Consider the following 25367-nt stretch of genomic DNA (forward strand, 5'->3'; position numbering starts at 1 on the left):
AATCCACCCGTCCCGCTCAGTCAGTAAGTGCTGTCTCTTTGGCCAATGCTTTAAAGCTCGGCAGCCCAGACGTCCTGCGGCGTCTCCCGCTGGCGGATCAGATGCCAGTCGCCTCCGTTCCAGAGCACCTCGGCGGGCCGGCTGCGGGTCAGGTAGGTACCGCTCATGGCCGCGCCGTAAGCGCCAGCCTCACCGATGGCGAGCAAATCCCCGCGCGATGGAGCGGGCAACGTGACCTCGCGCGCCAGCAGGTCGCCGCTTTCGCAGGCGGGTCCGGCAACGTCCCAGCAGCTGTGCTCGGTGCCTTCCCACAGGGGCGTGACCGGATGCGCCGCGCCGTACAGCATCGGGCGCATCAGCTCAGTCATGCCGGCGTCCACCAGCACGAAAGGCCGGCCGGTGCGCTTGGTACCGACCACCCGGGTCAGCAGGGTGCCGGCCTGGGCCACCAGGTAACGGCCGGGTTCGACCCACAGCTGCGCTTCGAATACGGCCGCGGCGGCGTGGGCCTCACGGGCAATGCCGGGCAGGTCGGCCCCCAGTCCCCAGCCTCCACCGGCGTCCAGCACCGCGAGCGGCCCCGTCTGTGACCGCAAGTCGCTCAGACGCCCGAAGGCTGCCGTGAAGTCCGCCGCGTCACGGATGGCGCTGCCAATATGCACGTGCAGGCCCAGCGCGATATGCCCGGCAGCGCGGAGGGCCTCCAGGACACGCGGCGCCTGTTCCAGCGTCACCCCGAATTTGCTTCTCTCTGATCCGGTGGCCAGGTGGTCATGGGTACTGACGCTCAGCGCCGGATTGACCCGGACCAGCGCTCGGGATCTAGAGGGCAGCAGCCCGACCTCTTCCTCGCGGTCTACCACGAAGGTGGCGCCCAGACGCGCGCCGGCGGCGTATTCAGTGTCGCTCTTGGCTGGTCCGTTGATGATCAGGGTCTCCCCTGCGGCGCCCAGGTACTCGGCGCGGGCAATCTCACCCGGACTGACACATTCAAAGCCCACGCCGGCGGCGTGCAGGCGGCGCAGCAGGTGCAGGTTGGGATTGGCCTTCATGGCGTAGTGCACACGGGCGTTTCCAAATGCAGCGCGTACACGCTCCAGCGCAGCGTCCAGCTCAGAAGCGTCATACACATACAGAGGAGTTCCGAAGCGGGCGGCGGCGTCATGCAGGGCAGCGGCAGGCAAAGTCACGCCAGCGAGTGTAAGCGATGAACCTGAGGGCCAGGACTCAGCAGGCGCATTGCCCTTCTACCGCTTGGCGCAGGGTGCGACGGCCCCTCGAAAACGGGGCCCTCAATTGCCGTCCGCCTCACGCCAGGCAACGAAAAAAGCTGTTAAGCTGCCCGGCTGTATGACGACGGTCACCTCCACTTCTGCCCGCACCGACTCACCCACCCAGCAGGGGGAACGGGTGCTGTGCGCCATGTCAGGTGGGGTGGACAGCAGCGTCACGGCGGCCCTGCTCAAGGATCAGGGTTATCAGGTGGTTGGCGCCATGATGCGCTTCTGGCCGGATGACAAGCGGGTCGACACCTTCGATACCTGCTGCTCGCCGGACGCGGCCTATGAGGCCCGCCGCGTGGCGGAACAGGTGGGCGTGCCGTTCTATCTGCTGGACTACCGCGAGCAGTTCCAGCGCCACATCGTGGGGCCATTCCTGGACGAGTACTCGCGTGGACGTACGCCCAACCCCTGCGTGAACTGCAACACCAAGGTCAAGTTCGACGAGCTGGTCAAGAAGGCCAAGATGCTCGGCTGCCGCTACGTGGCGACCGGCCATTATGTCAAGCGGGTGGAAAATGCGGCTGGCGAGGTCGAGTTCTGGCGCGGGGACGATCCCCGTAAGGACCAGACCTACTTCCTATGGGGCACACCGCGTGACGCCCTGCCCTACATCCTGTTTCCGGTCGGCGAGCTGGAAAAGCCGCAGGTGCGCCAGATCGCCGAGGAACGTGGGCTGCTGACTGCCCGCAAGCCGGAAAGCCAGAACATCTGCTTCGTGCCGGGTAAGGTTCAGGACTTCGTGGCCGAGCACCTGCCCCAGGCCACCGGCTATATCCGTGAGGTTGCCAGCGGTGAGGTCGTGGGCGAGCACCTGGGGACGCAGTTCTACACCCTGGGCCAGAAAAAGGGGCTTGGTCTGTATCAGTCGCACCGGGTCAGGCACGTGGTGCACCTGGACCCGGCCACGAATACCGTCTGGGTCGGGGACTATGAAGACTGCATGTGGACCGGGCTGCGCGCCGGCAGCGCCAACTATCTGCTGGACCTGCGCGACCTGCCCCAGGAGCTGGAAGTGCAAGTACGTTACCGGACAGCTCCGGTCAAGGCTCGTGTAGTGCACGCCGACGAGCAGGGCTTTGAGCTGGCATTCGCCGAACCGCAGTTTGCGGTGGCGCCCGGCCAGAGCGCTGTCCTTTATGCCGGACCAAGGCTGCTGGGCGGCGGCCTGATCGAGGACCATGCCCGCGATCTTCCTGCATTACAGCCTGCACCGAAGCGCCGCCCGACAGGCGCGCCGGTTTAAAGGCAGTGTTTTAAGGCGGCGAGCTTTCAGGCTCGCCGCCTTTCGTCTGATTCAGTAGCTCCGGCGGAGATCCACCAACCCTGGCGGCTCCACGTCCTGCAGCAGGTCCAGCAGAAAGTCACGCGTCAGCATGGCCCCCCGGTGCACCAGATCGGTGGTGGTGCTGGCGATATGGGGCGTGATGATCACGTTTTCCTGAGCCCAGAGTGGATGGTCCTCCGGAAGAGGCTCGGGATCCGTGACGTCCAGCACTGCTCCCCCAAGAGCCCTACTTTGAAGAGCAGCCAGCAGATCTTCGGTAACGATCAGGTTGCCACGTCCCTGATTGCTGATCCAGGCCCCAGGGCGCAGCAGCGCCAGGACATCTGCATTTACGGCGCCCCGGGTTTCCGGTGTACTGGGGAGAAGAAGCACGACCCAATCGGCAGACCGGAGCAGATCATCGCGTTCCTGCACGGGGGTCGAGCTGCGGATGCCGTGGACCTGAGCGCCAAAGGGCCTCAGGAAATCTTCGACATGACGGCCGATATGCCCGTACCCCCACAGCACGACCATCCGGCCGTCCAGCGTTTCCAGGCCCGAAGAGCCGGGAGCGCGGGGCGCCGTCCACCGGCCCCGCCCCTGCGCGTCGCGGAAACGGTGAAGCCCACGCATGGCACCGAGCATACCGGCGACCACGTGCACAGCGACAGCCCGGTCGTGCAGGCGGCTGGCGTTGTACAGCCGTACCCCCTCCGGCAGCGCGGTCCGCACATGGTCAATTCCGGCAGTCAGTGTCAGCACCCATTTCAGTCCCGGGGTCTGCATCAGTCGCTGGCGGGTCTCAGCGCTGGTCAGCCACAGCACTGCACCGTCGGCTGGGCCGTCCGGCACCTCGCTCCGGGTGTAGTGGCTGAACGTCACGCCCGGCACCCCGTTCTCGTCCGGGTGGGTCAGGTTTCGGAATTCGGGCAGATCGGGTACCAGAACGCGCATGGCCTATTGTGCCGTGTCATACCCATTCCGAACAGCTTCACTTTCTATACGGGCTGTTCCGGGCGGATACAAGGTAAAAAAATACGGGATGCAGCTTTACCCCGCATCCCGGCGCTTCTCTGGGATCTGCTGGAATCAAGCGGAATCCGTATCAGGTGCCCAACGCGTCAACCACTCGGCGCGCGTGAGTTCCATATTGACGTCGGTGCGCCCGGGGACCTCACTGCGTCCCACCTCACGGAATCCACACGCCAGGAAGGCCCTCTGTGCGCGGCGGTTGTGCCCGAAAGTCGTCAGACGGACCCTGGACAGCGGCTGCTCCCGCCGTACGAAGGCCCACAACATCAGGGCCTGCACCGCCTCCCGGCCGTATCCCTGTCCCCACAATTCTGGCCGGCCAATCATGACCCCCAGCGTGGCCCGTGTGGGGGTCGCCGGGGGAGGCGGCGTCAGGTCATACAGCTCGGCACTGCCGATCAGGCTGCCGGCCTCGTCGAGAATGCCGAATCCGGCGCGCTCTCCCGTCTTTTCCTCGTCCCTCATGACACGCCGGAACAGCCATTCGGGCATTCGGATGGGCCGGGCATCGTTCCAGTCGGCCAGTTCGCGGTCCCGAAAAAAGCGGTGCAGCGTCCGCCATTCGCCCGCTGTGAAGTCCAGGACCGGCTTGAGGGTCACCCGCCCCCAATGAACGAACGGGTCGGCGTCCCCCCCGGTCATGCCTCTCCCGGTGAGCCTTCCTTCAGGGTGCCCCGGGCACGCGTGACGTCACGGGTGAGGCGCTCCAGGTGAAACGCGTCGCCCTCGGCACGCTGCACCAGGCCTGTACGTGGGTCCACCACCAGCAATGCCAGGAGCTGACCAGCCACGTGTCTGACGCTGACGCCGGGGTGGGCGCCGAGCTGCTTCTGGTCGTCGGGGGCCAGCACGCTCCAGGCTGGGTCCTGTGACCCCAGCCCCAGGTGAGCGGTCGGAAGCGCCCGGCTCGACAGTTCGGTGTCCAGCCAGCTCATGGCTTCCAGACGCCCCGCCAGCAGGCCCTGCTCAATGTGCGGACGGGCGGTGTTGTAAACCACCGGGCGACCATCGCGGCGACGCAGGTCACCTCCAGAGGCCCGCACCAGGGCGTGCCCGGCGGCAATATCCCACTCGCTGCGGGGCGACATGGTGAAGGTCGCGTCGGCCTCCCCGGCAGCGATGCGCGCGAGTTTCAGGGCAATACTGCCGCTCGGCGCCATGCCAGGCAAGTCATGGCGGTGCAGTTCCCGCGTGAACTCGGTGTCTGACACACTTACCACGTACCGGTCCCGGCGACTGAACCCGGTCGCCTGACCGTTCTTCTGTACACCGTGGCCGACCACGCCGCTGAACAGTTCGTCGGTGGCTGGCGCATACACCACACCCAGTTCCGGCTGGCCGTCGATGCTCAGGCCAATGCTGACGCAGTAGTCAGGGCTGCCGGAGGTAAATTCCTTGGTGCCGTCAATCGGGTCGATAATCCACACCCGTTGACACACAAGGCGCTCGGGGGCATCCACTTCCTCCTCACTGAGCAGGCCGTCGGCCGGGTAAGCCTCGCGCAGGCCACGGACAATCAGGGTGGACGCCTCACGGTCGGCTGCCGTGACCGGGTCGTCCGCTGACGTCTTGTGTTCAACGGTCAGGCCGGCGCGGAGGTGAGACCGCAGCAGTTCGCCGGCCTCTCGGGCCAGGCGGATGGCCACCTGCAGCTCGGCGACAAGGCCAGAAGGATTCGGAAGATCAGTCATGCTCCGAAGATACGGGGTTACGCTCTCCGCGCGACCTTACACCCCTGGTCTCCGAAGGGCCGAGCAAGGCCGCTGAAGGGCACAGGTCCTGGAGCACGCACCGGTCACAGCGGGGCTCGCGGGGACGGCAGGTCAGGCGGCCGTGCCGGACACCGGCGACATGAAAGGCAGCGCGCTGTGCCCACTCGCGCGGCACCACAGCATCGAACCAGCGTTCGACCTTCTCGGCTGTCCAGCGCTGAGGAAAGAGTTCCAGCCGCTTGGCCACGCGCTCGATATTCGTGTCCACAGGCAGCGCCGGTCGCAACAGATCGAACAGAAGGACAAGACTGGCGGTTTTCATGCCTATACCCGGCAGGCCCTCCAGCAGGTTGCGGGCCTCCTGGTCATTGAGCTGCCGGGTGGCCGCTAGGTCAAGGGTCCCCAGGTGCTCGTGCAGGTGCGCCAGGATTCCATGAATGTAACCGGCCTTGATCCGCGCCAGTCCGCCGCCTGCGTCCCGGAGGACGGTCTCGATTCCATCCGGGCCGTCCAGCAGCGCCGCCTCCCAGCGAGGGTAGGCCGCCTTCAGGGCCGCAAATTGCCGTGCGGCCACAGTCGAGGTGTTCTGCTGACTCAGCAGCGTGCGAAGCAGGGCATCCAGAACCTGGCGTTCCGGACGCGGCAGGGGCAGGTCAGGATGGTACTCCGCCCGTAGCCGGGCGATCACCTCGGGCAGCCAGTCAGGCGGCGGTGTCTGCTCATGCAGCGGTGGGCGGGAGGCTCGGGGAGGCACCAACCCACGCTAGCGGGCCGGCAGGAGGGCGACCGTGGTCCGCCATCCGGTCAGCCGGACTGGCCTATCGGGCACGCTGCTTGCGCGTGTTGCCGGCGGCGTCCATTACTTCGATGTCGGCCCAGATCCCACTGGTCTCGGCATAGAACTCCACACGCGGACCCGGGGTGATGTTCAGGCGGTTGCCGTCGACCAGCACCTGAGTCACCCGGATGTCGTCGGTGACCACGCCCGCGACCCGGATGGTATTCCCCGTGCGCTCGTAGCGGGTCACCTTGATGGCCGGGCTCTGGTTGTCCACGGTGACCGGCAGGGTCATGGTGCTGCGGTTGCCGGCCGCGTCGCGGGCCGTGATGGTGTACTCTCCCCGGCCACCCTCGACCTGCGCCTGGAAGCGGAACTGCACGAGCCGGCGGCCCGGTTCCACGCTGACCGGCTGATCGTCCACGGTGATACCGGCTACCCCGGTATCGTCGAGCACATAGCCCTGCACACTGAAGGTCTTCTCGCGGCTGACCCCACTGCCGTTACCGCTGGTGATAGTGATGCGGGGTTTAAAAGTGTCGGTCTGACGGGCGCAGCTTCCCATGACCAGGAGCAGCAGAGGCAGCAGACACAGCGGGCGGTACATAAGAGGAAGTATACGCAGGGCGCCGCGCTGCAAAAGAGCCAGGTGCCCTGAAGGAGTGCGTCACCTATCCAGCCTGCCACCACCCCGGTGCCCACCCGTACAATGCGGCGCGTGAGTGCTCCTGTCCGAGCGGCCCAGAACCGCACCGCTTCCCGAAGCGCCCCGGCCTCCTCCGCCATTCCCGAGGGCACGCGGGACGTCCTGCCGCCCGAGTGGGCCCAGCGTGAGCACCTGCGTGCCCGCCTCTCGGCGCTGTTCCGGGGCTGGGGCTACCGGGGCGTGGAACTGCCTTCTCTGGAGTACGCCGATCCGTCGCACCCGCAGGACCGCCGCGCCTTCAAACTGATCGACTCCGGGGGACAGGTGCTGGCGCTGCGCAGTGAGTTCACCACGGCCATCGGGCGGCTGGTGCGGCTGCGCTTTCCACAGGGACCTTTCCCCCTGCGCCTTCAGTACAGCGGGCGGCTGTGGCTGCGTACCCAGACCAGCGAACTGGGCCGCCTGCGCGAGTTCAATCAGGTCGGTGTGGAACTGCTGGGGGTCGATACGCCGCAGTCCGACGCCGAGCTGCTGCATCTGGCGGCGGCCGCACTGTCCGAAGTTGGCGTGAGTGCCCAGCTGGAACTGGGCTTCCCCGGCTTTGTGGACGCCGTGCTGGAGGACGCCGGGCTGCCCGAGGACGCCCGCGACGCGCTGCACGACGCGATCGACCGCAAGAGTGGCGCCGACCTGGACCTGCTGGCCACCCAAGCGGCCCTGGCTCCCGAAATCACCCGGACCCTGCACGACCTGACCGACCTGTACGGCGGGCCGGAGGTTCTGGACGACGCGGCGCGCATGGCCCGAGGCGCGCGTGCCCAGGCGGCCGTGGCGCATCTGCGGGCGGTCGCTGCCCACTACGGTGGCCCGCTGCTGTTCGACCTGGGCGTCAGCCGGCGCTACGGCTATTACACCGGCGTGACCTTCCGAGCCTACGCTGACGGTCTGAACCAGCCGGTCCTGGGCGGCGGGCGGTACGCGCTGGAAGACGGGCTGCCCGGCGCAGGTTTTGCCATTGGCCTGGAGCGCCTGACCGGCGTGCTGGCCCCGCTGCTGCCCCCCGAGCCGGAAGTGGTGCTGGCCCTCGATCTGGAAGGGGCGCTGGCTGCCCGGGCGGCCGGGTTCACAGCCGAACTGGCCTGGACCGCGGATCAGGCCGAGTTACGGGCCTTCTGCGCTGCGCGTGGCATCCGGCGCTGGGCCCGGGGCACCGACCTGTTCGAGGCCAGCGCCCCTGCCAGCGGGAGCGGCGCATGACCCCGGCAGGCACCCGCACCCCGGATCACCTGACCCTGGCCCTGCCCAAAGGACGCATTCTGGAAGAGGCGGTCACGCTGCTGTCGCACGCCGGCCTTCCGCTGACCATGCCGGAAAAATCCCGGGCCCTGCGCCATGAATTTCCTGGCGTGACCGTGCTGGAACTGCGCAATCAGGACGTGCCGGTCTACGTTGATCTTGGCGTGGCAGATGCTGGCATTGTCGGCAAGGACGTGCTGCTGGAATCCGGCCGGCAGGTGTATGAGCCTGTGGACCTGCGCTTTGCCGGCTGTCGCCTGTCACTGATCCGCGAAGTGGGCGCGGCAGGACCCATACAACGGGTAGGCACCAAGTACCCCCGCGCCACGCGCGAATACCTCAATGCCCGGGGCATTCCAGCCGAGATCGTCAAGCTCAGCGGCAACATTGAACTGGCCGCCCTGACCGGACTGGCTGACGCGGTGGTCGATCTGGTACAGACCGGCAGCACCCTGCGCGCCAACAACCTCGAAGAATTGGATGTGCTGTTCCACTCCACCGCGCGGCTGGTCGTCAACCGGGCGGCACTGAAGCTGCGCCGCGAACGGCTGCGGCCCCTGATCGAGCGGCTGCGGGAGCTGATCCAGAGCGAGCCGGCCTGATACAGAAAGAGGCAGACGCACGTCCAGCGTCCGCCTTTCCCATTTCGCGTTTCGTACACCCCGCTGTTGCCCAGACAGCCGGATGACCGCGGGTCCTACTGCATCTCGTGGGTGAGGGCGTCTCGCATCCGGTTCAGGGCCTCTTCCAGAATGTCGCGGCTGGTGGCGAAGTTCAGGCGGATAAAGCCCTGGTACTGGGGCTTTTGTGGATCGGGTGCAAACAGCGGGCCATTATGCACGGCCACTCTGGCTTCCTGCAGCAAAAATTCCTGAATATCGCCGGCACGAGGATGGGCCCGCAGGTCCAGCCAAGCCAGGTAGGTGCTCTGCATGGGGTGGAAGCGCACCCACGGTAGATGCTCACACAGGTAGCTGCTCAGGAAATCGCGGTTGCCCTGCAGATACGCCAGGGTCTCCCGGAGCCACGGCCCTCCTTCGCGCAGCGCCGCCTGCCACATGGTGACGCTCAGGGCCGACTCATGGCCCATCAGGCCACCTGTGGCCGCACGTACACGCGCAACGAGTTTCTCGTTATGTCCGACCATCGCGCCTATGCCCAGTCCGGCGGTGTTGTACGCCTTGCAGGGACCTGTCAGCGTCAGGGTCCGGCTGCGGACCTTCGGGTCGGCGGCGAAGGCCTCGAATGGGGCGCCGGTGTAACGCAGGTCGGCGTGCAGTTCGTCGCTGACCACAAAAAGGTCCCGCGCCACGGCGAGGGCTCGGAGCCGGCCCAGTTCCTCGGCGCTCCAGATCCGGCCGGTCGGATTGTGCGGGTGACACAGCAGCAGCAGCCGGCTGCCGCGTGAGGCCGCGTCCAGCGCTGCAAAGTTGATTTCGTACCCACCCTCGGCGTCCCGCAGCGGGACCCCGGCAACGCGACGGCCCAGATCGGTGATGCTCAGGTGAAAGGGGTGATACACCGGCGTCATGGTGACCACCGCCTCGCCCGGGGTGGTCAGGGCATGCACGGCCGCGTAAATTCCAGGAACGACCCCAGGCAGGAACGAGATGCCCTCGTCGTGCAGGCCACTCAGACCATGCCCGGCCAGATGCTCACGCAGGGCGGCTTTCAGCACCGGGTCGCCGTTCAGCTGCGCGTAGCCAAGACCGCGGGTCAGGCGCTCCTGCAGCGCCGCCACGATGGGGGGTGCCACGGGAAAGTCCATATCCGCGATCCACATGGGGATCACGTCTTCCGGATGCAGGGTCCACTTGTAGGAGTCCGGGTGGCGCAGCGACTCCCGTGAGAGCGCGCCGTGAAGATCAGCAACCTGGGCCATAGAGGGCAGGATAATGCGGCCCCCTGAGTCCCGGATGCGGCCCGGGCATACGCCCCGGACCTGTGTGGCGCCGCACTGGTATAGCACCACCTGAACGTTCCGATGAAAACGGCCCGGCTGGGAAGAAGTGCATCTGATCCGGCAGTACACTGGCAGGAATGCTGGCAATTATTGGCGCAATGGACGAAGAAATCGAGTTGCTGCTCGCGGACCTCACCGCGCATGAAGAACTGATCTTTCCAGGAGTGACCCTGCACCGTGGTGTCCTGGACGGCGTGCCGGTGCTGGTCACCCGCGCCGGGATCGGGAAGGTCAACGCGGCCATGACCACCACCTATCTGCTGACCCAGGGGGCCAGCCGCGTCATCTTTACCGGCGTCGCCGGCGGCGTCCACCCGGAACTGCGCGTAGGAGACATCGTGGTCAGCACCGATTGCATGCAGCACGATGTGGATGTGCGCGCCCTGGACTATCCGCTTGGCACGGTACCGGGCGAACTGCCTGCCTGGCCCGCCGATGAGACCCTGCGCACGGTTGCCCTGCAGGCGGCCCGGGAAGTGGGAGGGGTGCACGTTCTCTCCGGCCGGGTCGCCAGTGGAGACCAGTTCATCGCCTCCCGCGAGGGAGTGCAGCGGCTGTGGACCACCTTCGGAGCCGCGTGCGCCGAGATGGAGGGCGCTGCCGTCGCCCAGGTGTGCGCCAAGGCCGGCATTCCCTTTGTGGTGATCCGCAGCGTCAGCGACACCGCCGATCACGACGCCAACGTGGATTACCGCACCTTTATGCCACTGGTGGCGCGGCACGCCAAGCAGGTGGTGCGTGGCATGCTGTCGCGGCTGGTCCCCACAAGCGCGTGACGCCGGTTGCCCCACTGTCCCTCACGGCCCGCCTGCCGGCCACCACACGTTTTGTGCTGGGGCTGGGGATGCTGAGCACCTTTGCGGCGGCTGGTGAACTGCTGGTGCGTACTGCCGGGCTGCCGCTGCCAGGCTCAGTCGCGGGGCTGGCGCTGCTGTGGGCCGCGCTGGGGCTCGGCGCAGTGAAGCTGCACTGGATCACCCCGGCTGCCGATGGCCTGCTGGGTGTGCTGGGACTGCTGTTTGTTCCCGCTACTGTGGGATTCATTCAGTTTCTATCGGCCGGAGCGGCCTGGAGTCTGTGGCTGCTGGTCATGACTTCCGGGGTTCTGGTGGGGGCAGGCGTGGCGGGCGTGATTGCTTCGCAGCTGGTACGGCCCGACCTTCCGGCGCCAGAGCAGACATGATCTGGCTGGCCCTGACCCTGCTGGCCTTTGTACTGGGGAGTCTGCTGCAGGGCCGCTTGCGCTCTCCCCTGGCCAATCCCACGCTGGTGGCCACACTGCTGATCGCCGGGGCGCTGCTGATTGCACGTCATCCGTACGCGAGTTACCTGCGTGAGGTCGAGCCCCTGACCTTCCTGCTGGGGCCAGCGGTCGTGGCACTGGCCGTCCCGATGTACCGGCTGAGCGGCCTGCTCGCCCGGCAGTGGCGCGCACTGCTGGCCGGTGGCATGTGCGGCACCCTGTCCGGCATGGCGGTGGACACCTGGTTGCCACGTGTCCTGCAGCTGTCGCCGGACGCAGCCCGGAGCCTCAGCACTGCGCCGGTGACCAGCCCGGTAGCGCTGCAGCTGGCACAGTTCACCCACGCCCCTCCAGCCCTGGCGGCGACGCTGGCAGTGCTGTCCGGACTGGTGGGGGCGCTGGTTCTGCCGCCGGCCCTGACCCTCTTGCGCGTGCGCCATCCCCTGGCCCGTGGCATCGCCATGGGCAGCGTGGCGCATGGTATCGGCACCGCGCGCGCGCGCGAGGAAAGTGAAGAGACGGGTGCGGCGAGCAGCCTGGGCATGGGACTTGCGGCGCTGAGCGTGACCCTGGTGGTGGCAGTCCTGGCGGAAAGCTCGGGTCGAGGCTCCCCCTGATTCAGCGGTTGACTCGCCCCAGGCACGCACGGGATGCTGTCGGGCAATGGCGCGCAAGGTCAACCCCATTCAGGAACGGTCCCGACGTGCAGCGCTGGAAAAGGCAGCATACCTGGCCATCTACGAACGCGGCTACGCCGGCGTCACCCTGGCCGATATCGCCGCTCATGCCGGGGTCAGCCGCGGCACTCTGGTCTACCACTTCGGCAGCCGCGCTGGCCTGCTGGCTGCAGTCGTGCGGCGGTTCACCCGCACCATCGGGGTGGCGACCCGCCGGGCGTTGCGGCAGGCGGAGTCACCGGACGCCAAGCTGGCGGCTTTTGTGGACAACCAGTTTTTCGGCGTGGACAACACCCGGCGTTTCTATACCGTCTCCCTGGACTTTCTGGCCGCCGCCACCCGCGACCCTGAACTGATGGCCGTTCAACGTGATTTCGTCAGAGAGACGCTGGAACTCGATATGGAGCTGGCGCGCCTCGCGGGTGAGCACGGCGCCGAACGCCGGGCGCGTCAGCTGCGCGCACTGGTTGAGGGTCTCAGCGTGCGTTTTGTGGCCGACCCTGCCCCAGATCTGGAACTGTACCGGGCCGACTGCGTGGCCGGCGTGCAGGCTATTCTGGGCGGCCCCTTCAAGGGAGCCTGAGCGCGTCCAGCGCCTGCCGGAGGGCCCGGGCACCCTCGAGCAGGCGTGGCCCGGGCCGGCCCAGTCCGCTTTCGTGGATAGCACTGACCGGCACGCCCAGACCCCGCGCTTCGATCACCTCAGGGCGCAGCTTGCGGGCGCCGCACCAGGAGCAGACGATCAGGTCTGGCCGTGCCGCGCGGACTTCATCCAGGGTCAGCGGCCGGCTGCGCCCCGGCTGCTCACCCAGTGCGTTCTCAGCTCCCAGGGCGCTGAGCAGTTCTGTCACCCATGAGTCGCGCGTCGCCGCAATGATCGGCCGGGGCCACCACTCCACCAGCACCCGGGGAGGCCGGGGGTAGCTGCCACGAAGTGCCGCCAGTTCGTTCTGAAAATCGGACACCAGCGCCTCGCCCTGCTCCGGCAGACCAATGGCACGGGCAATGGTGCGCATGTCGGCCAGAGTCTCGGCCACGCTGACCGGGTCCAGCACCAGCGTCGGCAGCCCAGCTTCGCCCAGAGCCTGCACGACCCTTTCCATTCCCGGCACGCTAAGGCTGGCCAGCACCAGATCGGGCCGGGCCTCTGCCACGGCGGCCACGTCAATGTTCAGGTCCGGTCCCACCCGCCGCGCGCCCTCCAGCCCTGGGGCGTCACTGTGGCTGTCTGCCGCCACCACCCAGCCGGCGGCTCCCAGGGCGGCCAGGATGTCCGAGTTGCTTGAGGTCAAGGAGGCGAGGCGCAACATGGCACTTACTCTAAACCCTGTCCAGATCACCTTCCAGGACTGTCCCGTCACCGTGCAGGCCGGGCAAAAGCCCCCTGACCGTATGGTAGGGTGGAAGACATGAAGAACACGTTCGCCGTCTCCATGACGCTGCTGCTGGCCCTGACCCTGGGCGGCTCGTTCGCGGCCTTTCAACGGGCCACCACGCCGCACCAGGCCGAAGCCGGCCACGGCGGAACCGAGGGTGCGGCCGGCGAAGGCCACGGGGAAGGCGAGGCCGGCAAGAACATGGAAGGCACCAAGGGGGACGACGTGGTGACCGATACGGAAGCTGCGGTCAACGCGGGAGAGGGTGACCCCCTGGCCGCGCCGGGTGGAACGGGACCCAATGTGGTTCAGGACCGCGACGTTACCAAACTGCAGAACAACGCCGGGGGGCCCAACGCGGGCGTCACAGGTCAGGCGCCCGAAACCGGAACCGTGGCGGGTGATGCCAAATCCGCGCCGGGGGGCAACCCTGAGGTTGCGCCGGAATCCCAGGCCGACGATGGCGCCGAGCGCAGCCCCGGCGGCATCAGTGGTGAGACCGACGAGGGCAACCGTGCAGATACCAACTCTGCAGGCGCAACCGGACAGCCGCCTGCAGAAAACGCCCTGGCCGGTGATCCGAAGGGCGATCCCGTGGCCGGTAAGTTCACCTACGCCGCCAGCTGCGCCGGATGCCACGGGCAGGAAGGACAGGGCGGCGTCGGCCCGGCTCTGACGGATGCCGATGGCCCCAAGTCCTGGACCCTGGACCAGTTCACAGCCACGCTACGTGAAGGCCGCACGCCCGAGCGCGAACTGTCCCTCGCGATGCCGCGCTTCTCCAAGGAACAGCTGACCGATTCGGATGTGACCAACATTTACCGGCACATCAAAACCCTCAACTGAATGTCTTTTACTGAAAGGCCCGCCATCCCGGTGGGCTTTTCCGCTGCAGGCCAGGACTCGCACGTCTTCCGAGTCCTGCGGGTACTGAGCCTCTCTCCCCTGCTGAAGGTGCCGCTGGCCACCCGAGCGGATCTGGTCAGGTGCGGCGGCCTGCTGGTTCCCCACGATGGAGAGCGGGTGGGTGATGTTCGGGACCGACCCGACCGCTGGGCCGCTCTGCAACTGCTGACTCAGGCTATCAGACGCGGTGTGCCGGTGCTCGCCTGGGGCTCAGGCGCCGCTCTTGCAGGCCGGGCGCTGGGCGCAGCTGTCCAGGAACATGAAGGGCTCGAATGGGCCCACGCGCCCCGCGGCGCAGAGGTTCTGGTGTGGCAGCAAGAACGGCCCCAGCACTGGCACGCCGGACGCGTCAGTGCCTGGGCAGGCCCGGAACTGCCAGAGGACATGGTGGCCAACTTCCTGAGCACCCTGCCTGCTCTGCGCTCGCGTCAGCCGGCCTCGCTGCTTGAGGAACTGGGAGGCGAGGCAGCGCTGCGTTCCCTGCTGGCCGACTTCTATGCCCGCGCCCGGACCGACGAACTGCTGGGGCCTGTGTTTACCACCCACGTGACCGATTGGAACGCCCATCTGGACCGGGCAACCGCCTTCTGGGTCACCATGCTGGGCGGGGAGCCTGCGTGGCGCGGAAACCTGAACACGGTGCACGCCGGTCTGGGTGTGAGGACAGCGCATCTGGATCGGTGGCTCGGCCTGCTGACCCTGGCGGCGCACGCGCACCTGCCCCCAGAGGCCGCCGGCCTGCTTCTGGCAAGGGCCCATGCCATGGCAGGGAAGCTTGCCAGAAGCAGCAAACGTGAGCCTGCGGGAACGTCCCCCTCCTGAGGAGCGTACTCTGGGCCGTATGATTCCTAACATTCCCTTTCTGAAGGACAAGACCCTGCCCGACGGGGTTTCGCACCCCACCTGGGTCATTCTGGACGTAACGGGACCCTACCCGGAACGGCAGCCCGGCAGCCCGATCCAGGCGCTGCTGAACCGCACCGAGACGCTTGAAGCCCTGGGGGCCAAGGTAGAAAAGCTGCGTCACGCCGAGTGGCTGCATGGGGTTCTGGTGCGCATTCACGGGTTCACCGGCTCACCGGCCACGGCCCACGCGGTACGGGGAATGCTTTCGCGTCTGGGCCAGGACAAGCGGGTCGTGGCCTACCTGCCTCAGCTGACCATGACGGCCCTGATTGCCGCAAGCGGCGCCCGGGAAATTGCCGCCCCTGAATCGGCCGACGTGGCGTTGGCCGGCTTTGCCACCGAGCCGACCTTTCTCGGTGCCTTCCTGAAGAAGCAGGGAATTGAATTCGAGAACCTGCGTATCCGGGAATACAAGGCGGCGCTGACCCGCTTCTCGCAGGAGCATATGGACGACGCCAACCGCGAGCAGTTGCAGGCCTACATTACCGGCCTGGAAACAGCCTGGGCCTCGGATCTGGCCGCAGCCCGGGGGGTGAGTGTGGACACTGCGCGTGCCTGGCTGGAGGCCGACCTGACCTCTGCCCAGGGGGCGCTGGACGCTGGGTTAATCACCAAGGTCGCGTACGAGGACGAACTCGTCGGACCCGGTACCCGTCCACTGGCAGCCGTGATGGACCTGCTGATGCCACGCAAGGCCAACGCCAAGACCGGCCGCATCGCGGTGATTCCGGTGATCGGCACGATCGTGCCCGGCAAGAGCCGCAACAATCCGATTCCGCTTCCCCTGATGGGCGGACCGATGGCTGGATCAGACACGGTGGTGGGCGCCCTGAGACGCGCCAAGGAAGACAAGAAGACCAAGGCCATCGTTGTATATGTCAACAGTGGCGGCGGCAGTGCCCTGGCCAGCGACCTGATGTGGCGCGAGGTGGCGACATCCGAGAAGCCGGTCGTCGTGGTGATGGGCGAATACGCGGCCAGCGGCGGCTACTACCTGGCCACGCATGCCCGTCACATCGTCGCCTCGCCCTACACCCTGACCGGCAGCATCGGTGTGGTCAGTGGCAAGCCGATCATGCGTGAATTCAATGCCCGCCATGGCCTGAACCCCGAGCGGGTCGGCCGCGAACGCGCCCTGATGCACAGTGCGTCACGGCCTTACACCGTCGAGGAACGCCAGCACGTGGAGCGCGGCATCGCCGAGGTGTACGACCGCTTCATCACCCGCGTAGCCGAGGGCCGCAAGCTGAGCAAGGAGCGGGTCAACGAGATCGGCCGCGGCCGCATCTGGGCTGGTCACGACGCCCTGGAGCTGGGGCTGGTAGATGAACTGGGCGACCTGCAGACCGGCATCCTGCGCGCCACAGAGTTTGCCGGCCTGCCCTACGACGCGCCAGTCTGGAACGCCACGCCCAAGGGCAGCGGCCCCTTGCCCGAGTTTGCCCAGGAAGCGGTGCGAGCCGCTCAGGTCACGGTCTGGCCTTTTGGACACGAGCGGGTGCTGACCTGGTTTGACGCGGAAGTGAAGGTCCGCTGAGCGCGCAAGGCAGGTGCAGAGGCCGGAGCATGCATTGCTCCGGCCTCCTTAATTCGTGAAATTCCTGCTTCCTCTCAGCCGACAGTTTTCACATACTCGTCGATCTGGGCGCGGATCACGTTCAGGCTGCCTTCCCAGAACTCGGGCGCGTGCAGGTCAATCCCGAAACGCTGGGCCAGCATACGGGCATCGGCAAGACCGGTGCTGGCCAGCAGATCGTCGTAGCGGGCCTGGAAGTCGGCCTCCGTGCCGTTGGCCCGGGCCTGCTCGTACTGGGCGTACAGTCCCAGCCCGAACAGCAGCCCGAAGGTGTACGGGTAGTTGTAGAAGCTGGAGCTGTAATAGTGGGGTTTGACGGCCCACATGTAGGGGTGCAGGGTGTCCAGGGCGTCCCCGTAGGTTTCACACTGCGCCCAGGTCATCAGGTCGCTGAACTCCTGAGCAGTCAGGTCGCGCTGTTCGCGCTTCTCGTGAACGGCCCGCTCGAACAGGTAGCGGCTGTGGATGTCCACCACCACCTGGGCGTGGCCCATCAGCTGCGTTTCCAGCACATAGAGCTTTTCCTCGCCCCGGGCCTGCTCCAGTGCCGCGTTCTGAATGATGGTCTCGCAGAAAATGCTGGCGGTCTCGGCCAGGGTCATGGGCGTCTCACGCTGCAGCGGAGTCCGGGGGGCTTTGAGGAGGTTGTGGTAGCCGTGCCCAAGCTCGTGGGCCAGCGTGGAGACACTGTCGAGGCTGGGGCTGTGGTTCATCAGGATGCGGCTGGCGTCACCCTCCCAGCCCATGCAGAAGGCTCCACCGCGCTTGCCGTCACGGGGACCGGCGTCGACCCAGTCCTCCTGAAAGGCACGCGCCGCAAAATCGCCCAGCTTGCCACTGTAGGCCCGGAACTGCGCCTCCACGAAACGGGCCCCCGCCTCGTAGGTCCATTCGGTCTCGCTGCGGCCCACAGGCGCAAACAGGTCCCACCAGTCGAGCCCGGTCTTGCCCAGGGCGCGGGCCTTGGCGGCAAAGTACCGGCGGAAGTCCGGCAGCGAGCGGACCACGGCCGCCTGCATTGCGTCCAGCGTGGCACGGTCGATGGCGTTGGTCAGCAGGCTGGGCTCGACCGGGTCGGAAAATCCACGCCGGCGCGCCAGGGTGCCCGACTCACCCTTGACACCGTTCAGACACGCGGCGCAGACCAGCTCGGCGTCTTTCCAGGCGGCAAGCTCGGCATCAAAGGCCTCACGGCGCACGCCTTCGTCGGCTTCCGTGGCCAGGGCGCGCAGGGCCGTGACCGGCAGGCGTTCGCCGCGAAAGGTGCCGCCCAGCTGACTGGTGTAATTCCCGTGCAGCTTGGCCCATCCACCAGCTCCGCTGGGGTTCAGGCGTGCCGCGAGGTCTTCTTCAGGAGGCGTCATCTGGTGACGGGCGAACCGCACGCTGCGCCGCAGCAGGTACTCGTGTTCGCGCACCACCTCAGATTGCTGCAGTACGGCGTCCAGGCAGGCGTCATCCAGGCTGCCCAGCCAGGCGGTCAGGCGGGAACGCAGGGGACCCAGTGGGAGCGTCAGGGTGGTCAGCTCACCCACCCTCTGCTGGGCCAGAGCGTCACGGCTGTCGGTCGAAGCAAATGCATTGATGTAGCCGCGCAGCGTAATCAGCCGCAGCGTGACGGCGTTCAGGCCGCTCAGCACCTGTTCGAGCGCCTCGGCCGTCACTGCTTCGCCTTTGCGGACGTTCAGGCGGTCGAAGGTGCTCTCCAGTTCCGCCACCTGACCCCTCAGGGCGGCGAGGTCGGTGCTTACACGAGCATCATCAAGGCTGGGGTACAGGTCATCGGTCCGCCAGCGGGGCATCTCAGGCATCTGGGTTGTGGTCACGCCGGCAGTCTAGCCTCAGGGCCAGGAATGTTTTCCTTACGCCAGATGGCTTAGCCACGCTTTCCGGGCCGTGTCCGGAAGTGCCGGGTGCCTTATCCCGCCGCACGACCGGCGCGCTGGCTCAGCACCATGGTTTCCAGACGCTCGGCCACATTCACCAGATGGTCTCCCAACCGCTCCAGGTTCCTGGCCATCCGCCCGGCGGTCAGGGCCACCTCGGTGTCCTCGGGGCGCTCCATCAGGCGGGTCAGACTGGCACGCTGCATCTGCTCGTACAGCGCGTCCACCTGCTCGAAGTCCATCTGCATGACCTCGCGGGCAGCACGGATGTCACGTTCGGCAAACGCAAAGGCGAGGGTCTCGACCATCTCTGACAGCAGACGTACCAGGGGTAGAACGTCCTGCAGGGTGGCGCTGCGGGTGCGCGGCGCGAGGTTTTCCAGGTCGCGGGCCACGCTGAAGGCGTAGTCGCCGACGCGCTCCAGATTGCTCAGGCTGCGGAACACCACAAGGTAGAACGCCAGTTCCCCGACGCTGAGCCCACTGGCAAAGGCCGCCAGACAGGCGTCTTCGATTTCGCGCTCCAGTGCGTCGGTTTCGCGTTCCAGCACCTGGGCCCTGGCGGTCAGCCCCGCGAATTCGGCACGGTCGTTGGCATCGCGCACGGCCTCGAGCTGCTCAAGTGTAATGCTGAGCATGCGCAGGAAGCGTCCGGTGCCCAGGCTCTCGTAAGCGACCGTCATAGCGCCACTATGGTAAGCGCTTGTGATGACCCGGTCAGGGACCATCCGCACGGTCACGCTGCGCCCGGGTCCGGATCTGCTCCGGCGTCAAGACGCCACCGTGGCCGGGCAGCACGCATCGCAGGTCCATCTCGGCGATGGTTTGCAGTGTCTGGCCTGCCTGGACGTGATCGGCGTTGTAGGCTGCTCGTGGCAGACGCGCTCCATCCGTGGAGCCCACAACCGCGTCAGCGGCGATCAGCACCCCGTCCCGCAGCACCCCCACCTGCCCTGCGGTATGCCCCGGGAGTCCCACCACCTGCCAGCCGCAAAGCAGTTCCCCGGGAAGAACCGCCTGAATCTCAGCTGTCTTCAGCTTGGGATGCAGCCGGGACACGAGCCCACCTATCCAGGGATGGCCTGCCGGGTACGGCAGGTGATGCACCTTGCCTGTCAGCTGCGCGTGCTCCAGGGGATGGGCCAGGACAGTGACCCCCAGGCGCGCTGCCACGAACGCACCTCCGGCATGGTCCACATGGGCATGGGTCAGCAGCAGGGCGTCGGGCCGGAACTCGCGGACGATCCGCGAAAAGATTCGGGCGTACGGCAGGGCCCCGGCATCCACCAGCAGGCGGCCCTGGGGGCCGTCAAGCAGAATTATGTTTGCGTACAGGGTACGTACAGCCAGCGTCATCAGGCCGATGATCGCACGCCCCATGTGCAAGGCGGCTAAGCTGGAATCACCATGAACCAAATTTCCTGGCTGGCGGTGCCCGACGAGCACGGCGCCCACGAGGGTGTACGCAGACTGTGGAGCAAGGCCGAGGCCAACCTGGGCTTCGTACCCAACGTCTTCCGTGCTCAGGCGCTGAACGGTGAGCAGTTCCTGGCGTGGTGGAACTACTTCAATCTGCTGGTCAACAAGGAAGGCCAGCTGTCCAATGCTGACCGCGAGCTGCTCGCAGTGGTCGTCAGTGGCGTCAACCGGTGTGTGTACTGCGTGGTCTCCCACGGCGCAGCCCTCAGGGAATACAGCGCGAACCCGGTGATGGCCGACACCGTGGCCGTGAACTGGCGTCACGCGAATCTGGCGCCCCGTGAAAGGGCCATGTGCAGCTACGCCGAAAAGCTGACCCGCTCTCCCGAGGCCATGACCCAGGCGGACCTGGTGCCGCTGCGTGAGGCGGGTCTCAGTGACCCACAGATTCTAGAACTCGTGCAGGTGATCGGCATGTTCAATATGACCAACCGCGTCAGCAGCGCACTGGGCTTTTTGCCGAATGCCGAGTACCACACCCAGGGACGGCCGAAGAGCTCAAGCTGAGCCGCACGCCAGCGCTGTGTGCGCAACAGTTGGCTGCCCAGGAGCGTGGTAGCCTCGCAGACATGTTTGAGGCGCTGGGCAACAAGTTGCAGGACATCCTGGACCGCGTGGGGCGCGAGAGCAAACTCACCGAGGCGCAGGTCAAGGCCGCCATGCGCGAGATCCGTATGGCCCTGCTGGAAGCGGACGTCAACTTCGGAGTCGCCAAGGACTTTGTGGCCCGGGTCAGCGAAAAGGCCGTCGGGCAGGAGGTACTGGGCAGCCTGAACGCCGGGCAGACCGTGGTAAAGCTGGTCCACGACGAGCTGATCGAGACCCTGGGGGGCAAGGCGGCCCAGCCGGAGCTGAAAAGCGAAGGCAACGTGTGGTTCATGGTGGGCCTGCAGGGTGCGGGGAAAACCACCAGCACCGGCAAGCTGGCTGCTCATTACAAGAGCAAGGGCCGCCGGGTGCTGCTGGTTGCTGCCGATACCCAGCGTCCTGCGGCCAGGGACCAGCTGGAAGTGCTAGCCAAACAGGTCGGGGTGCCGGTCCTGAAGGTCAATGACGGCGAGACACCCCGCGAGACACGTCGCCGTGTGGATGAGCACCTGAAAACCGATTTCCGTGACCTGGTGATTGTGGACACGGCCGGCCGCCTGCAGATCGACGAGGCGCTGATGGATCAGCTCGCCAACCTCCAGACCGAGCTGCAGCCCACCGAGACCCTGCTGGTTGTGGACGCCATGACCGGACAGGAAGCCCTGAACGTGGCCCAGACCTTTGATCAGCGGGTGAACCTGTCTGGTCTGGTGGTGACCAAGATGGACGGTGACGCCCGTGGCGGTGCTTCGTTGTCGGCACGCAGCGTCACCGGTAAACCCATCTACTTTGCTGGAACCAGCGAGAAACTGACCGGGCTGGAGCCCTTCTACCCGGACCGGGTGGCCGGCCGGATCCTGGGCATGGGCGATGTGCTTGGCCTGATCGAGCGGGCGCAGCAGGCAGACCTGAAGGCAATGGAGGTCAAGAAACCTGGCGACTTCGACCTGGAGGATCTCCTGACCCAGCTGCGTCAGATCCGCAAAATGGGTCCACTGGGCGAACTTATGAAGCTGATCCCTGGTATGAGCCGCGCCTTACCGGAAGGCTTCAACATTGATGAGAAGCAGATTCAGCGCATTGACGCGATGATCAGTTCCATGACCCTGAAAGAACGTCAGAATCCCAAGATGATTGACGGAAGACGCCGCAAGCGCATTGCGGCGGGCAGTGGGCACACCGTGCAGGACATCAACCGCCTGCTCAAAATGCACGAGCAGATGAAGGACATGATGAAGATGCTTCAGCGAATGAGCGGTCCGGGTGCCAAAGGCATGAAGCCGCCGCGCATGCCCGGCGGGCCTCAGGCCTTCAAACGTTGACAGACGTTAGCTGCCTCCCTATACTCACTCCCGCTGCCAAACGTGCCTTAGGTGCTGCCCAGCGGGTCGTTAGCTCAATCGGTAGAGCAGCTGACTTTTAATCAGCGGGTTGTAGGTTCAAGTCCTACACGACCCACCAAGAAAAACCCCGGCCCAGCCGGGGTTTTTTATTGACCTGTCAGAAAGCTGGACATGACAATTTTTGCGAGTGGGATAGGCCAGTAAGTGGCCCGGGGTCCCCTTGGGAACTTAGTTTGCCCTTTCTACTCCCGATAAACCTTAGCGACAGGAAGATGAGAATAACTTCCTGATTAAAGACCACATGAACAATGAGCAGGTGTTCATGTGGTCTTTAATATGAGAGCCAATGGACTCATATGCCTCCTCAATAGTTTTAAAACCTATTAATATATTAAATTCGTAGCTACTATTCTTTATCTAAAGTCAGCTACAGATCAATATTTAAAACAGGATTAAGCTTAAACTACCTTCATGATGTGATTTCTGCTTGTCAGGTGAGGAACCTTCGATATACAAGTAAGGAGTTCATCGGGAGCCGTTAGTACCTTCTCATATCGACAAAGGTCAAGCACTTCTGTCGCTTTTGCAGTCATGGTGAACTGATGCGCATCTCACGGAGGCTCACATGCACGGAAACATGAAACTCGGGATCGTCGCTTTGACCAGTGTTCTTCTTCTCGCCTCTTGCGGTGGCGGTGAGACCACCACACCAACACCCGTCGCGCCCAGCGTCGGTAGTGTAGGCGTTCAGAACCCCAACGGATACACCGTGGTCGTCAAGGACGCCAACGGTACCGTTATTCCTTCCAGCAACTACAACAGCCTGGCTCCTGGCACCTACTCGGTGACCTACAGCAAGGAAGGCTTTGTCAGCCAGACCGTTCCGTTCACGGTGACCGCCGGTCAGAGCGTCTCCCTGGTTGCGCCCATGCTGCAGGCCGTTCCTGCCGGCAACGGTGCGTTCTACCTGGACGCCAACGGCAGGGTCGTGCAGATCACGCGCGAGGACCTGAACAACGCCGGTACGCGCTTCGTGTTCTACGCATGGATGGAAAACGAGACCGGCGGATTCAACCCCGCCAACGCAGGGACCACCACTGACCCCGGCGCCCCGACCGCTGGTGAAATGAACGAAGTTGCACCTCTGAATACCCAGAACGTGGCCGCTGGCTACGTGGGCTTCAGGGCTCCGGACGGCCGCGTGTACCCCATCGTCGGTGCAAACGTGCGCTGGGACATTCTGGAGCAGGCAGGCAACGTCCGCTTCGCTGCTGCCGATGACGGCGGGCAGCCCTCCGGCGCCCCGGTGACCTCTCAGGACATCAACGACAACGCCCTGAGCGCCAACACCTACACCAACAGCGCCACCGGCAACAACGCCCGCTTCCCCAGCAGCGCAGAGTTCCCGCTGTACAACGTCACGGGCATCAACACCCCCGACACCAACGGGTTTACCTGGACCGCGCTGAATCACGATCCCAACGTCACCACCCGCGCCACTGCCCGCGTCCGCGCCGTGGCTTACGTCAACGGCACTGAAATTACCAAGCGCTTCCTGGACAAGACGTTCGCTCCAAGTGCCCGTCTGACCATCACCAAGACCCCGGAAGCACACCAGGCTGGGCTGAACCAGGCCCGTGAATTCACCATTACGGTGGCCAACACCGGCGCCGGTGCAGCAACCGGAATTCGCCTCAATGACGTGCTGCGCACAGGTGACGCTGGAGCGTACAGCATCACTGCGCCCACCGGCGGCACGGCCAACGCCAACGACGGCTTTGACGCCACCTTTGACCTGGCACCGGGAGCCACCCGCAGCTTCACCTTCCCGGCTCAGGCGAGCGCCGTCGGTGTCTACTGTGACGTTGCGTCGATTGTCAGCTACACCAACGGCGAGTTCGGGATGGTCACGCCCAACGCCCTGCAGGACGAAGCCTGCCTCACAGTGACGGCCCCGAACCTTAACATCACCAAGAGCCTCGTGGACGCCAACGGCACGCCCATCGCCGATGGCATCACGGTCGCTCCGAATACCCCGGTGTTTGCCCGGATCACCATCACCAACAACGGCAACGCGGCCGCCACGAACGTGGTTGTCACCGACGCCCTGGCCAACAACACGAACGCCGCCAACTACGGCATCCAGGGTCAGGTGACGACCGCACCGCAGACCGTCGCCACCACCATGGCTGGCAACGACGGCTTCACCACGGCTCCCTTCACCCTGGCAGCCGGCGCCACCCAGACCTTCACCTTTGCCGCCACCGGCACCGTCGACGGCACCTACTGCGACCAGGGAACCATGACGGCCACCAGCAACAACGGTGCAGCCATCGGACCTGTCGCCTCGCAGATTCCGTGCTTTAAGGTCGCTTCGCCGCAACTGGCGATCACCAAGGTCAACACCCAGGCGCCCAACCAGCCGCCTATCAACTCCCTGACCCCCGGCAGCAGCTACAACAGCACCATCACGGTGACCAACTCCGGCTCCGCCACCGCGACCGCCGTGGCCGTGCGGGACGTGCTGGGCAGCCTGACCGGCGGCAGCACCTTCATGAACTTCGGCTCCGGCAACTACACCGTCAGCGGCACTGCCCAGACCGGCAGCGTGTCGTTCGACACAGCCAGTCGCACGGTCAGCACGGTCCCTGCGACCATCAACCTGGCACCTGGCCAGACCCTGACCCTGAACATCACGAGCACGGTTCCCCAGGGCGCCCCACGCGGCGAGTACTGTGACACTGGCTCTTACAGCAGCACCAACGGCGGCACCGGTCAGGCTCAGGCTTGCGTGACGGTGACCTCGTTCATCGCCGAGCAGACCCAGCTGGTCGATACCACTGACCCGATTCGCCCTGGTAACACCACAGGTACCATTGTCGCCAGCAACGCCAGCGTTGAACCGGCCAGCAATGAAGGTGCCACGAACAACGTGCTTATCTACAACTACGGCGTCCTTGACCCCGTCCAGACGACGGCAGGGGTATTCAACTACAGCAATACTCAGGTCTACTATGATCCCACTCCGGTGCGTAACCCCACGACCGGCGCCATTACCAGCGACTTCACGAACGCTTCCTCGACCCTGGTCACGAATTACACCACGACGGCCAGCGGCACCGGCCAGCAGACCATCACCTTCGACCCGACCTTCCGTGTCGCTCCTGGCGCTGTGATCTACGTGCGTACCCAGGTCACCGCACCCGCTGGCACCGCAGAAGGCCAGTACTTCCAGACCTACCGCTGGAACAACACGGCCGAGAGCAGTGGCCGGGCGCTGACGAACTACAAGACGGAGTCCACCACCGTCGTTCCCTGAAGCTGACCACCCGCCTTCAGTATCAGAAACCGTTCCGGGAGTGCTGCCTTCAAGCGGCACTCCTCTTGGATTGACATGAATGAGGCCATGATTA

Annotated in this window: 24 protein-coding genes and 1 tRNA gene; 14 read left to right on the forward strand and 11 right to left on the reverse strand. The window is 65.6% G+C overall.

Annotation, left to right across the window (positions count from 1 at the left end; all coding sequences use genetic code 11):
* Positions 1 to 50: 50 nt before the first annotated feature.
* Positions 51 to 1190, reverse strand: coding sequence for a diaminopimelate decarboxylase (gene lysA, locus IEY49_RS06650; RefSeq protein ID WP_189005733.1), 1140 nt, complete (start codon positions 1188 to 1190; stop codon positions 51 to 53).
* Positions 1191 to 1350: 160 nt separating this feature from the next.
* Between lysA and mnmA the strand changes: the two genes are divergently transcribed.
* Positions 1351 to 2526, forward strand: coding sequence for a tRNA 2-thiouridine(34) synthase MnmA (gene mnmA / locus IEY49_RS06655; RefSeq protein WP_189005736.1), 1176 nt, complete (start codon positions 1351 to 1353; stop codon positions 2524 to 2526).
* A 51-nt stretch (positions 2527 to 2577) separates the two neighbouring features.
* Here the strand turns inward: mnmA and IEY49_RS06660 are convergent, their stop codons facing one another.
* From IEY49_RS06660 to IEY49_RS06680, 5 genes are all read right to left on the reverse strand, one after another.
* Positions 2578 to 3501, reverse strand: a complete 924-nt coding sequence (locus IEY49_RS06660; protein ID WP_189005738.1) for an NAD(P)-dependent oxidoreductase — start codon at positions 3499 to 3501, stop codon at positions 2578 to 2580.
* Positions 3502 to 3636: 135 nt separating this feature from the next.
* Positions 3637 to 4221 (reverse strand): GNAT family N-acetyltransferase, encoded by a 585-nt coding sequence (locus tag IEY49_RS06665; protein WP_189005740.1) that lies wholly within the window; start codon positions 4219 to 4221, stop codon positions 3637 to 3639.
* Positions 4218 to 5270 carry a 3'(2'),5'-bisphosphate nucleotidase CysQ gene (locus tag IEY49_RS06670; RefSeq protein ID WP_189005742.1) on the reverse strand — a complete coding sequence of 351 codons (1053 nt, stop codon included), beginning with the start codon at positions 5268 to 5270 and terminating at the stop codon, positions 4218 to 4220. The genes IEY49_RS06665 and IEY49_RS06670 overlap by 4 nt, the downstream gene beginning before the upstream one ends.
* Entirely contained in the window at positions 5263 to 6045 is a 783-nt protein-coding gene (locus IEY49_RS06675) for an endonuclease III domain-containing protein (protein ID WP_229780678.1), read from the reverse strand. The genes IEY49_RS06670 and IEY49_RS06675 overlap by 8 nt, the downstream gene beginning before the upstream one ends.
* 64 nt (positions 6046 to 6109) lie before the next feature.
* The gene (locus tag IEY49_RS06680) at positions 6110 to 6676 is read right to left on the reverse strand and encodes a hypothetical protein (protein ID WP_189005744.1); all 567 of its coding nucleotides are present in this window, start codon (positions 6674 to 6676) and stop codon (positions 6110 to 6112) included.
* A 102-nt stretch (positions 6677 to 6778) separates the two neighbouring features.
* On the opposite strand from IEY49_RS06680, the gene IEY49_RS06685 reads away from it, so the two are divergent.
* Positions 6779 to 7972 carry an ATP phosphoribosyltransferase regulatory subunit gene (locus IEY49_RS06685; protein ID WP_189005834.1) on the forward strand — a complete coding sequence of 398 codons (1194 nt, stop codon included), beginning with the start codon at positions 6779 to 6781 and terminating at the stop codon, positions 7970 to 7972.
* The gene (hisG, locus tag IEY49_RS06690; RefSeq protein ID WP_189005750.1) at positions 7969 to 8613 is read left to right on the forward strand and encodes an ATP phosphoribosyltransferase; all 645 of its coding nucleotides are present in this window, start codon (positions 7969 to 7971) and stop codon (positions 8611 to 8613) included. Before IEY49_RS06685 ends, hisG begins: the two co-directional genes overlap by 4 nt.
* A gap of 95 nt (positions 8614 to 8708) precedes the next feature.
* Here hisG and IEY49_RS06695 read toward each other — a convergent pair whose 3' ends face one another.
* A complete protein-coding gene (locus tag IEY49_RS06695; protein WP_189005751.1) occupies positions 8709 to 9893 on the reverse strand; it encodes a MalY/PatB family protein in 1185 nt (394 codons plus the stop codon).
* Positions 9894 to 10051: 158 nt separating this feature from the next.
* Between IEY49_RS06695 and IEY49_RS06700 the strand changes: the two genes are divergently transcribed.
* The 4 genes from IEY49_RS06700 to IEY49_RS06715 are packed head-to-tail and all read left to right on the forward strand — an operon-like array spanning position 10052 to position 12477.
* Positions 10052 to 10750, forward strand: a complete 699-nt coding sequence (locus IEY49_RS06700; protein ID WP_189005752.1) for a 5'-methylthioadenosine/adenosylhomocysteine nucleosidase — start codon at positions 10052 to 10054, stop codon at positions 10748 to 10750.
* Positions 10747 to 11157 carry a CidA/LrgA family protein gene (locus IEY49_RS06705; protein WP_189005753.1) on the forward strand — a complete coding sequence of 137 codons (411 nt, stop codon included), beginning with the start codon at positions 10747 to 10749 and terminating at the stop codon, positions 11155 to 11157. The genes IEY49_RS06700 and IEY49_RS06705 overlap by 4 nt, the downstream gene beginning before the upstream one ends.
* Positions 11154 to 11834 carry an LrgB family protein gene (locus tag IEY49_RS06710; protein ID WP_189005754.1) on the forward strand — a complete coding sequence of 227 codons (681 nt, stop codon included), beginning with the start codon at positions 11154 to 11156 and terminating at the stop codon, positions 11832 to 11834. Before IEY49_RS06705 ends, IEY49_RS06710 begins: the two co-directional genes overlap by 4 nt.
* 46 nt (positions 11835 to 11880) lie before the next feature.
* Positions 11881 to 12477 (forward strand): TetR/AcrR family transcriptional regulator, encoded by a 597-nt coding sequence (locus tag IEY49_RS06715; protein WP_189005756.1) that lies wholly within the window; start codon positions 11881 to 11883, stop codon positions 12475 to 12477.
* Here IEY49_RS06715 and IEY49_RS06720 read toward each other — a convergent pair.
* Positions 12464 to 13204, reverse strand: a complete 741-nt coding sequence (locus IEY49_RS06720; protein ID WP_189005758.1) for a helical backbone metal receptor — start codon at positions 13202 to 13204, stop codon at positions 12464 to 12466. The two genes, IEY49_RS06715 and IEY49_RS06720, sit on opposite strands and share 14 nt — an antisense overlap.
* 99 nt (positions 13205 to 13303) lie before the next feature.
* On the opposite strand from IEY49_RS06720, the gene IEY49_RS06725 reads away from it, so the two are divergent.
* The 3 genes from IEY49_RS06725 to IEY49_RS06735 are packed head-to-tail and all read left to right on the forward strand — an operon-like array spanning position 13304 to position 16619.
* Positions 13304 to 14116: a c-type cytochrome gene (locus tag IEY49_RS06725; protein ID WP_189005760.1), complete on the forward strand. Its 813-nt coding sequence runs from the start codon at positions 13304 to 13306 to the stop codon at positions 14114 to 14116.
* The gene (locus tag IEY49_RS06730; protein ID WP_189005762.1) at positions 14117 to 14998 is read left to right on the forward strand and encodes a group III truncated hemoglobin; all 882 of its coding nucleotides are present in this window, start codon (positions 14117 to 14119) and stop codon (positions 14996 to 14998) included. It begins immediately after the preceding gene.
* A gap of 19 nt (positions 14999 to 15017) precedes the next feature.
* The gene (locus IEY49_RS06735; RefSeq protein ID WP_189005764.1) at positions 15018 to 16619 is read left to right on the forward strand and encodes a S49 family peptidase; all 1602 of its coding nucleotides are present in this window, start codon (positions 15018 to 15020) and stop codon (positions 16617 to 16619) included.
* A gap of 74 nt (positions 16620 to 16693) precedes the next feature.
* On the opposite strand, the gene IEY49_RS06740 is transcribed toward IEY49_RS06735, so the two are convergent.
* From IEY49_RS06740 to IEY49_RS06750, 3 genes are all read right to left on the reverse strand, one after another.
* Positions 16694 to 18460, reverse strand: a complete 1767-nt coding sequence (locus IEY49_RS06740; RefSeq protein ID WP_189005836.1) for a M3 family oligoendopeptidase — start codon at positions 18458 to 18460, stop codon at positions 16694 to 16696.
* Positions 18461 to 18576: 116 nt separating this feature from the next.
* Complete coding sequence (locus IEY49_RS06745; RefSeq protein WP_189005766.1) at positions 18577 to 19227, reverse strand: phosphate signaling complex PhoU family protein; 651 nt, start codon at positions 19225 to 19227, stop codon at positions 18577 to 18579.
* A 34-nt stretch (positions 19228 to 19261) separates the two neighbouring features.
* Entirely contained in the window at positions 19262 to 19900 is a 639-nt protein-coding gene (locus tag IEY49_RS06750; RefSeq protein ID WP_189005768.1) for an MBL fold metallo-hydrolase, read from the reverse strand.
* Between the two features lie 51 nt (positions 19901 to 19951).
* Between IEY49_RS06750 and IEY49_RS06755 the strand changes: the two genes are divergently transcribed.
* From IEY49_RS06755 to IEY49_RS06770, 4 genes are all read left to right on the forward strand, one after another.
* Entirely contained in the window at positions 19952 to 20530 is a 579-nt protein-coding gene (locus IEY49_RS06755) for a peroxidase-related enzyme (RefSeq protein ID WP_189005770.1), read from the forward strand.
* Between the two features lie 62 nt (positions 20531 to 20592).
* Positions 20593 to 21933: a signal recognition particle protein gene (ffh, locus tag IEY49_RS06760; RefSeq protein ID WP_189005772.1), complete on the forward strand. Its 1341-nt coding sequence runs from the start codon at positions 20593 to 20595 to the stop codon at positions 21931 to 21933.
* Positions 21934 to 21996: 63 nt separating this feature from the next.
* A tRNA-Lys gene (locus tag IEY49_RS06765) sits at positions 21997 to 22072 on the forward strand.
* A 507-nt stretch (positions 22073 to 22579) separates the two neighbouring features.
* Positions 22580 to 25273 carry a DUF11 domain-containing protein gene (locus tag IEY49_RS06770; protein ID WP_189005774.1) on the forward strand — a complete coding sequence of 898 codons (2694 nt, stop codon included), beginning with the start codon at positions 22580 to 22582 and terminating at the stop codon, positions 25271 to 25273.
* The last annotated feature ends 94 nt before the right edge of the window (positions 25274 to 25367 follow it).

It is taken from the genome of Deinococcus malanensis (assembly GCF_014647655.1).
GTDB lineage: Bacteria > Deinococcota > Deinococci > Deinococcales > Deinococcaceae > Deinococcus > Deinococcus malanensis.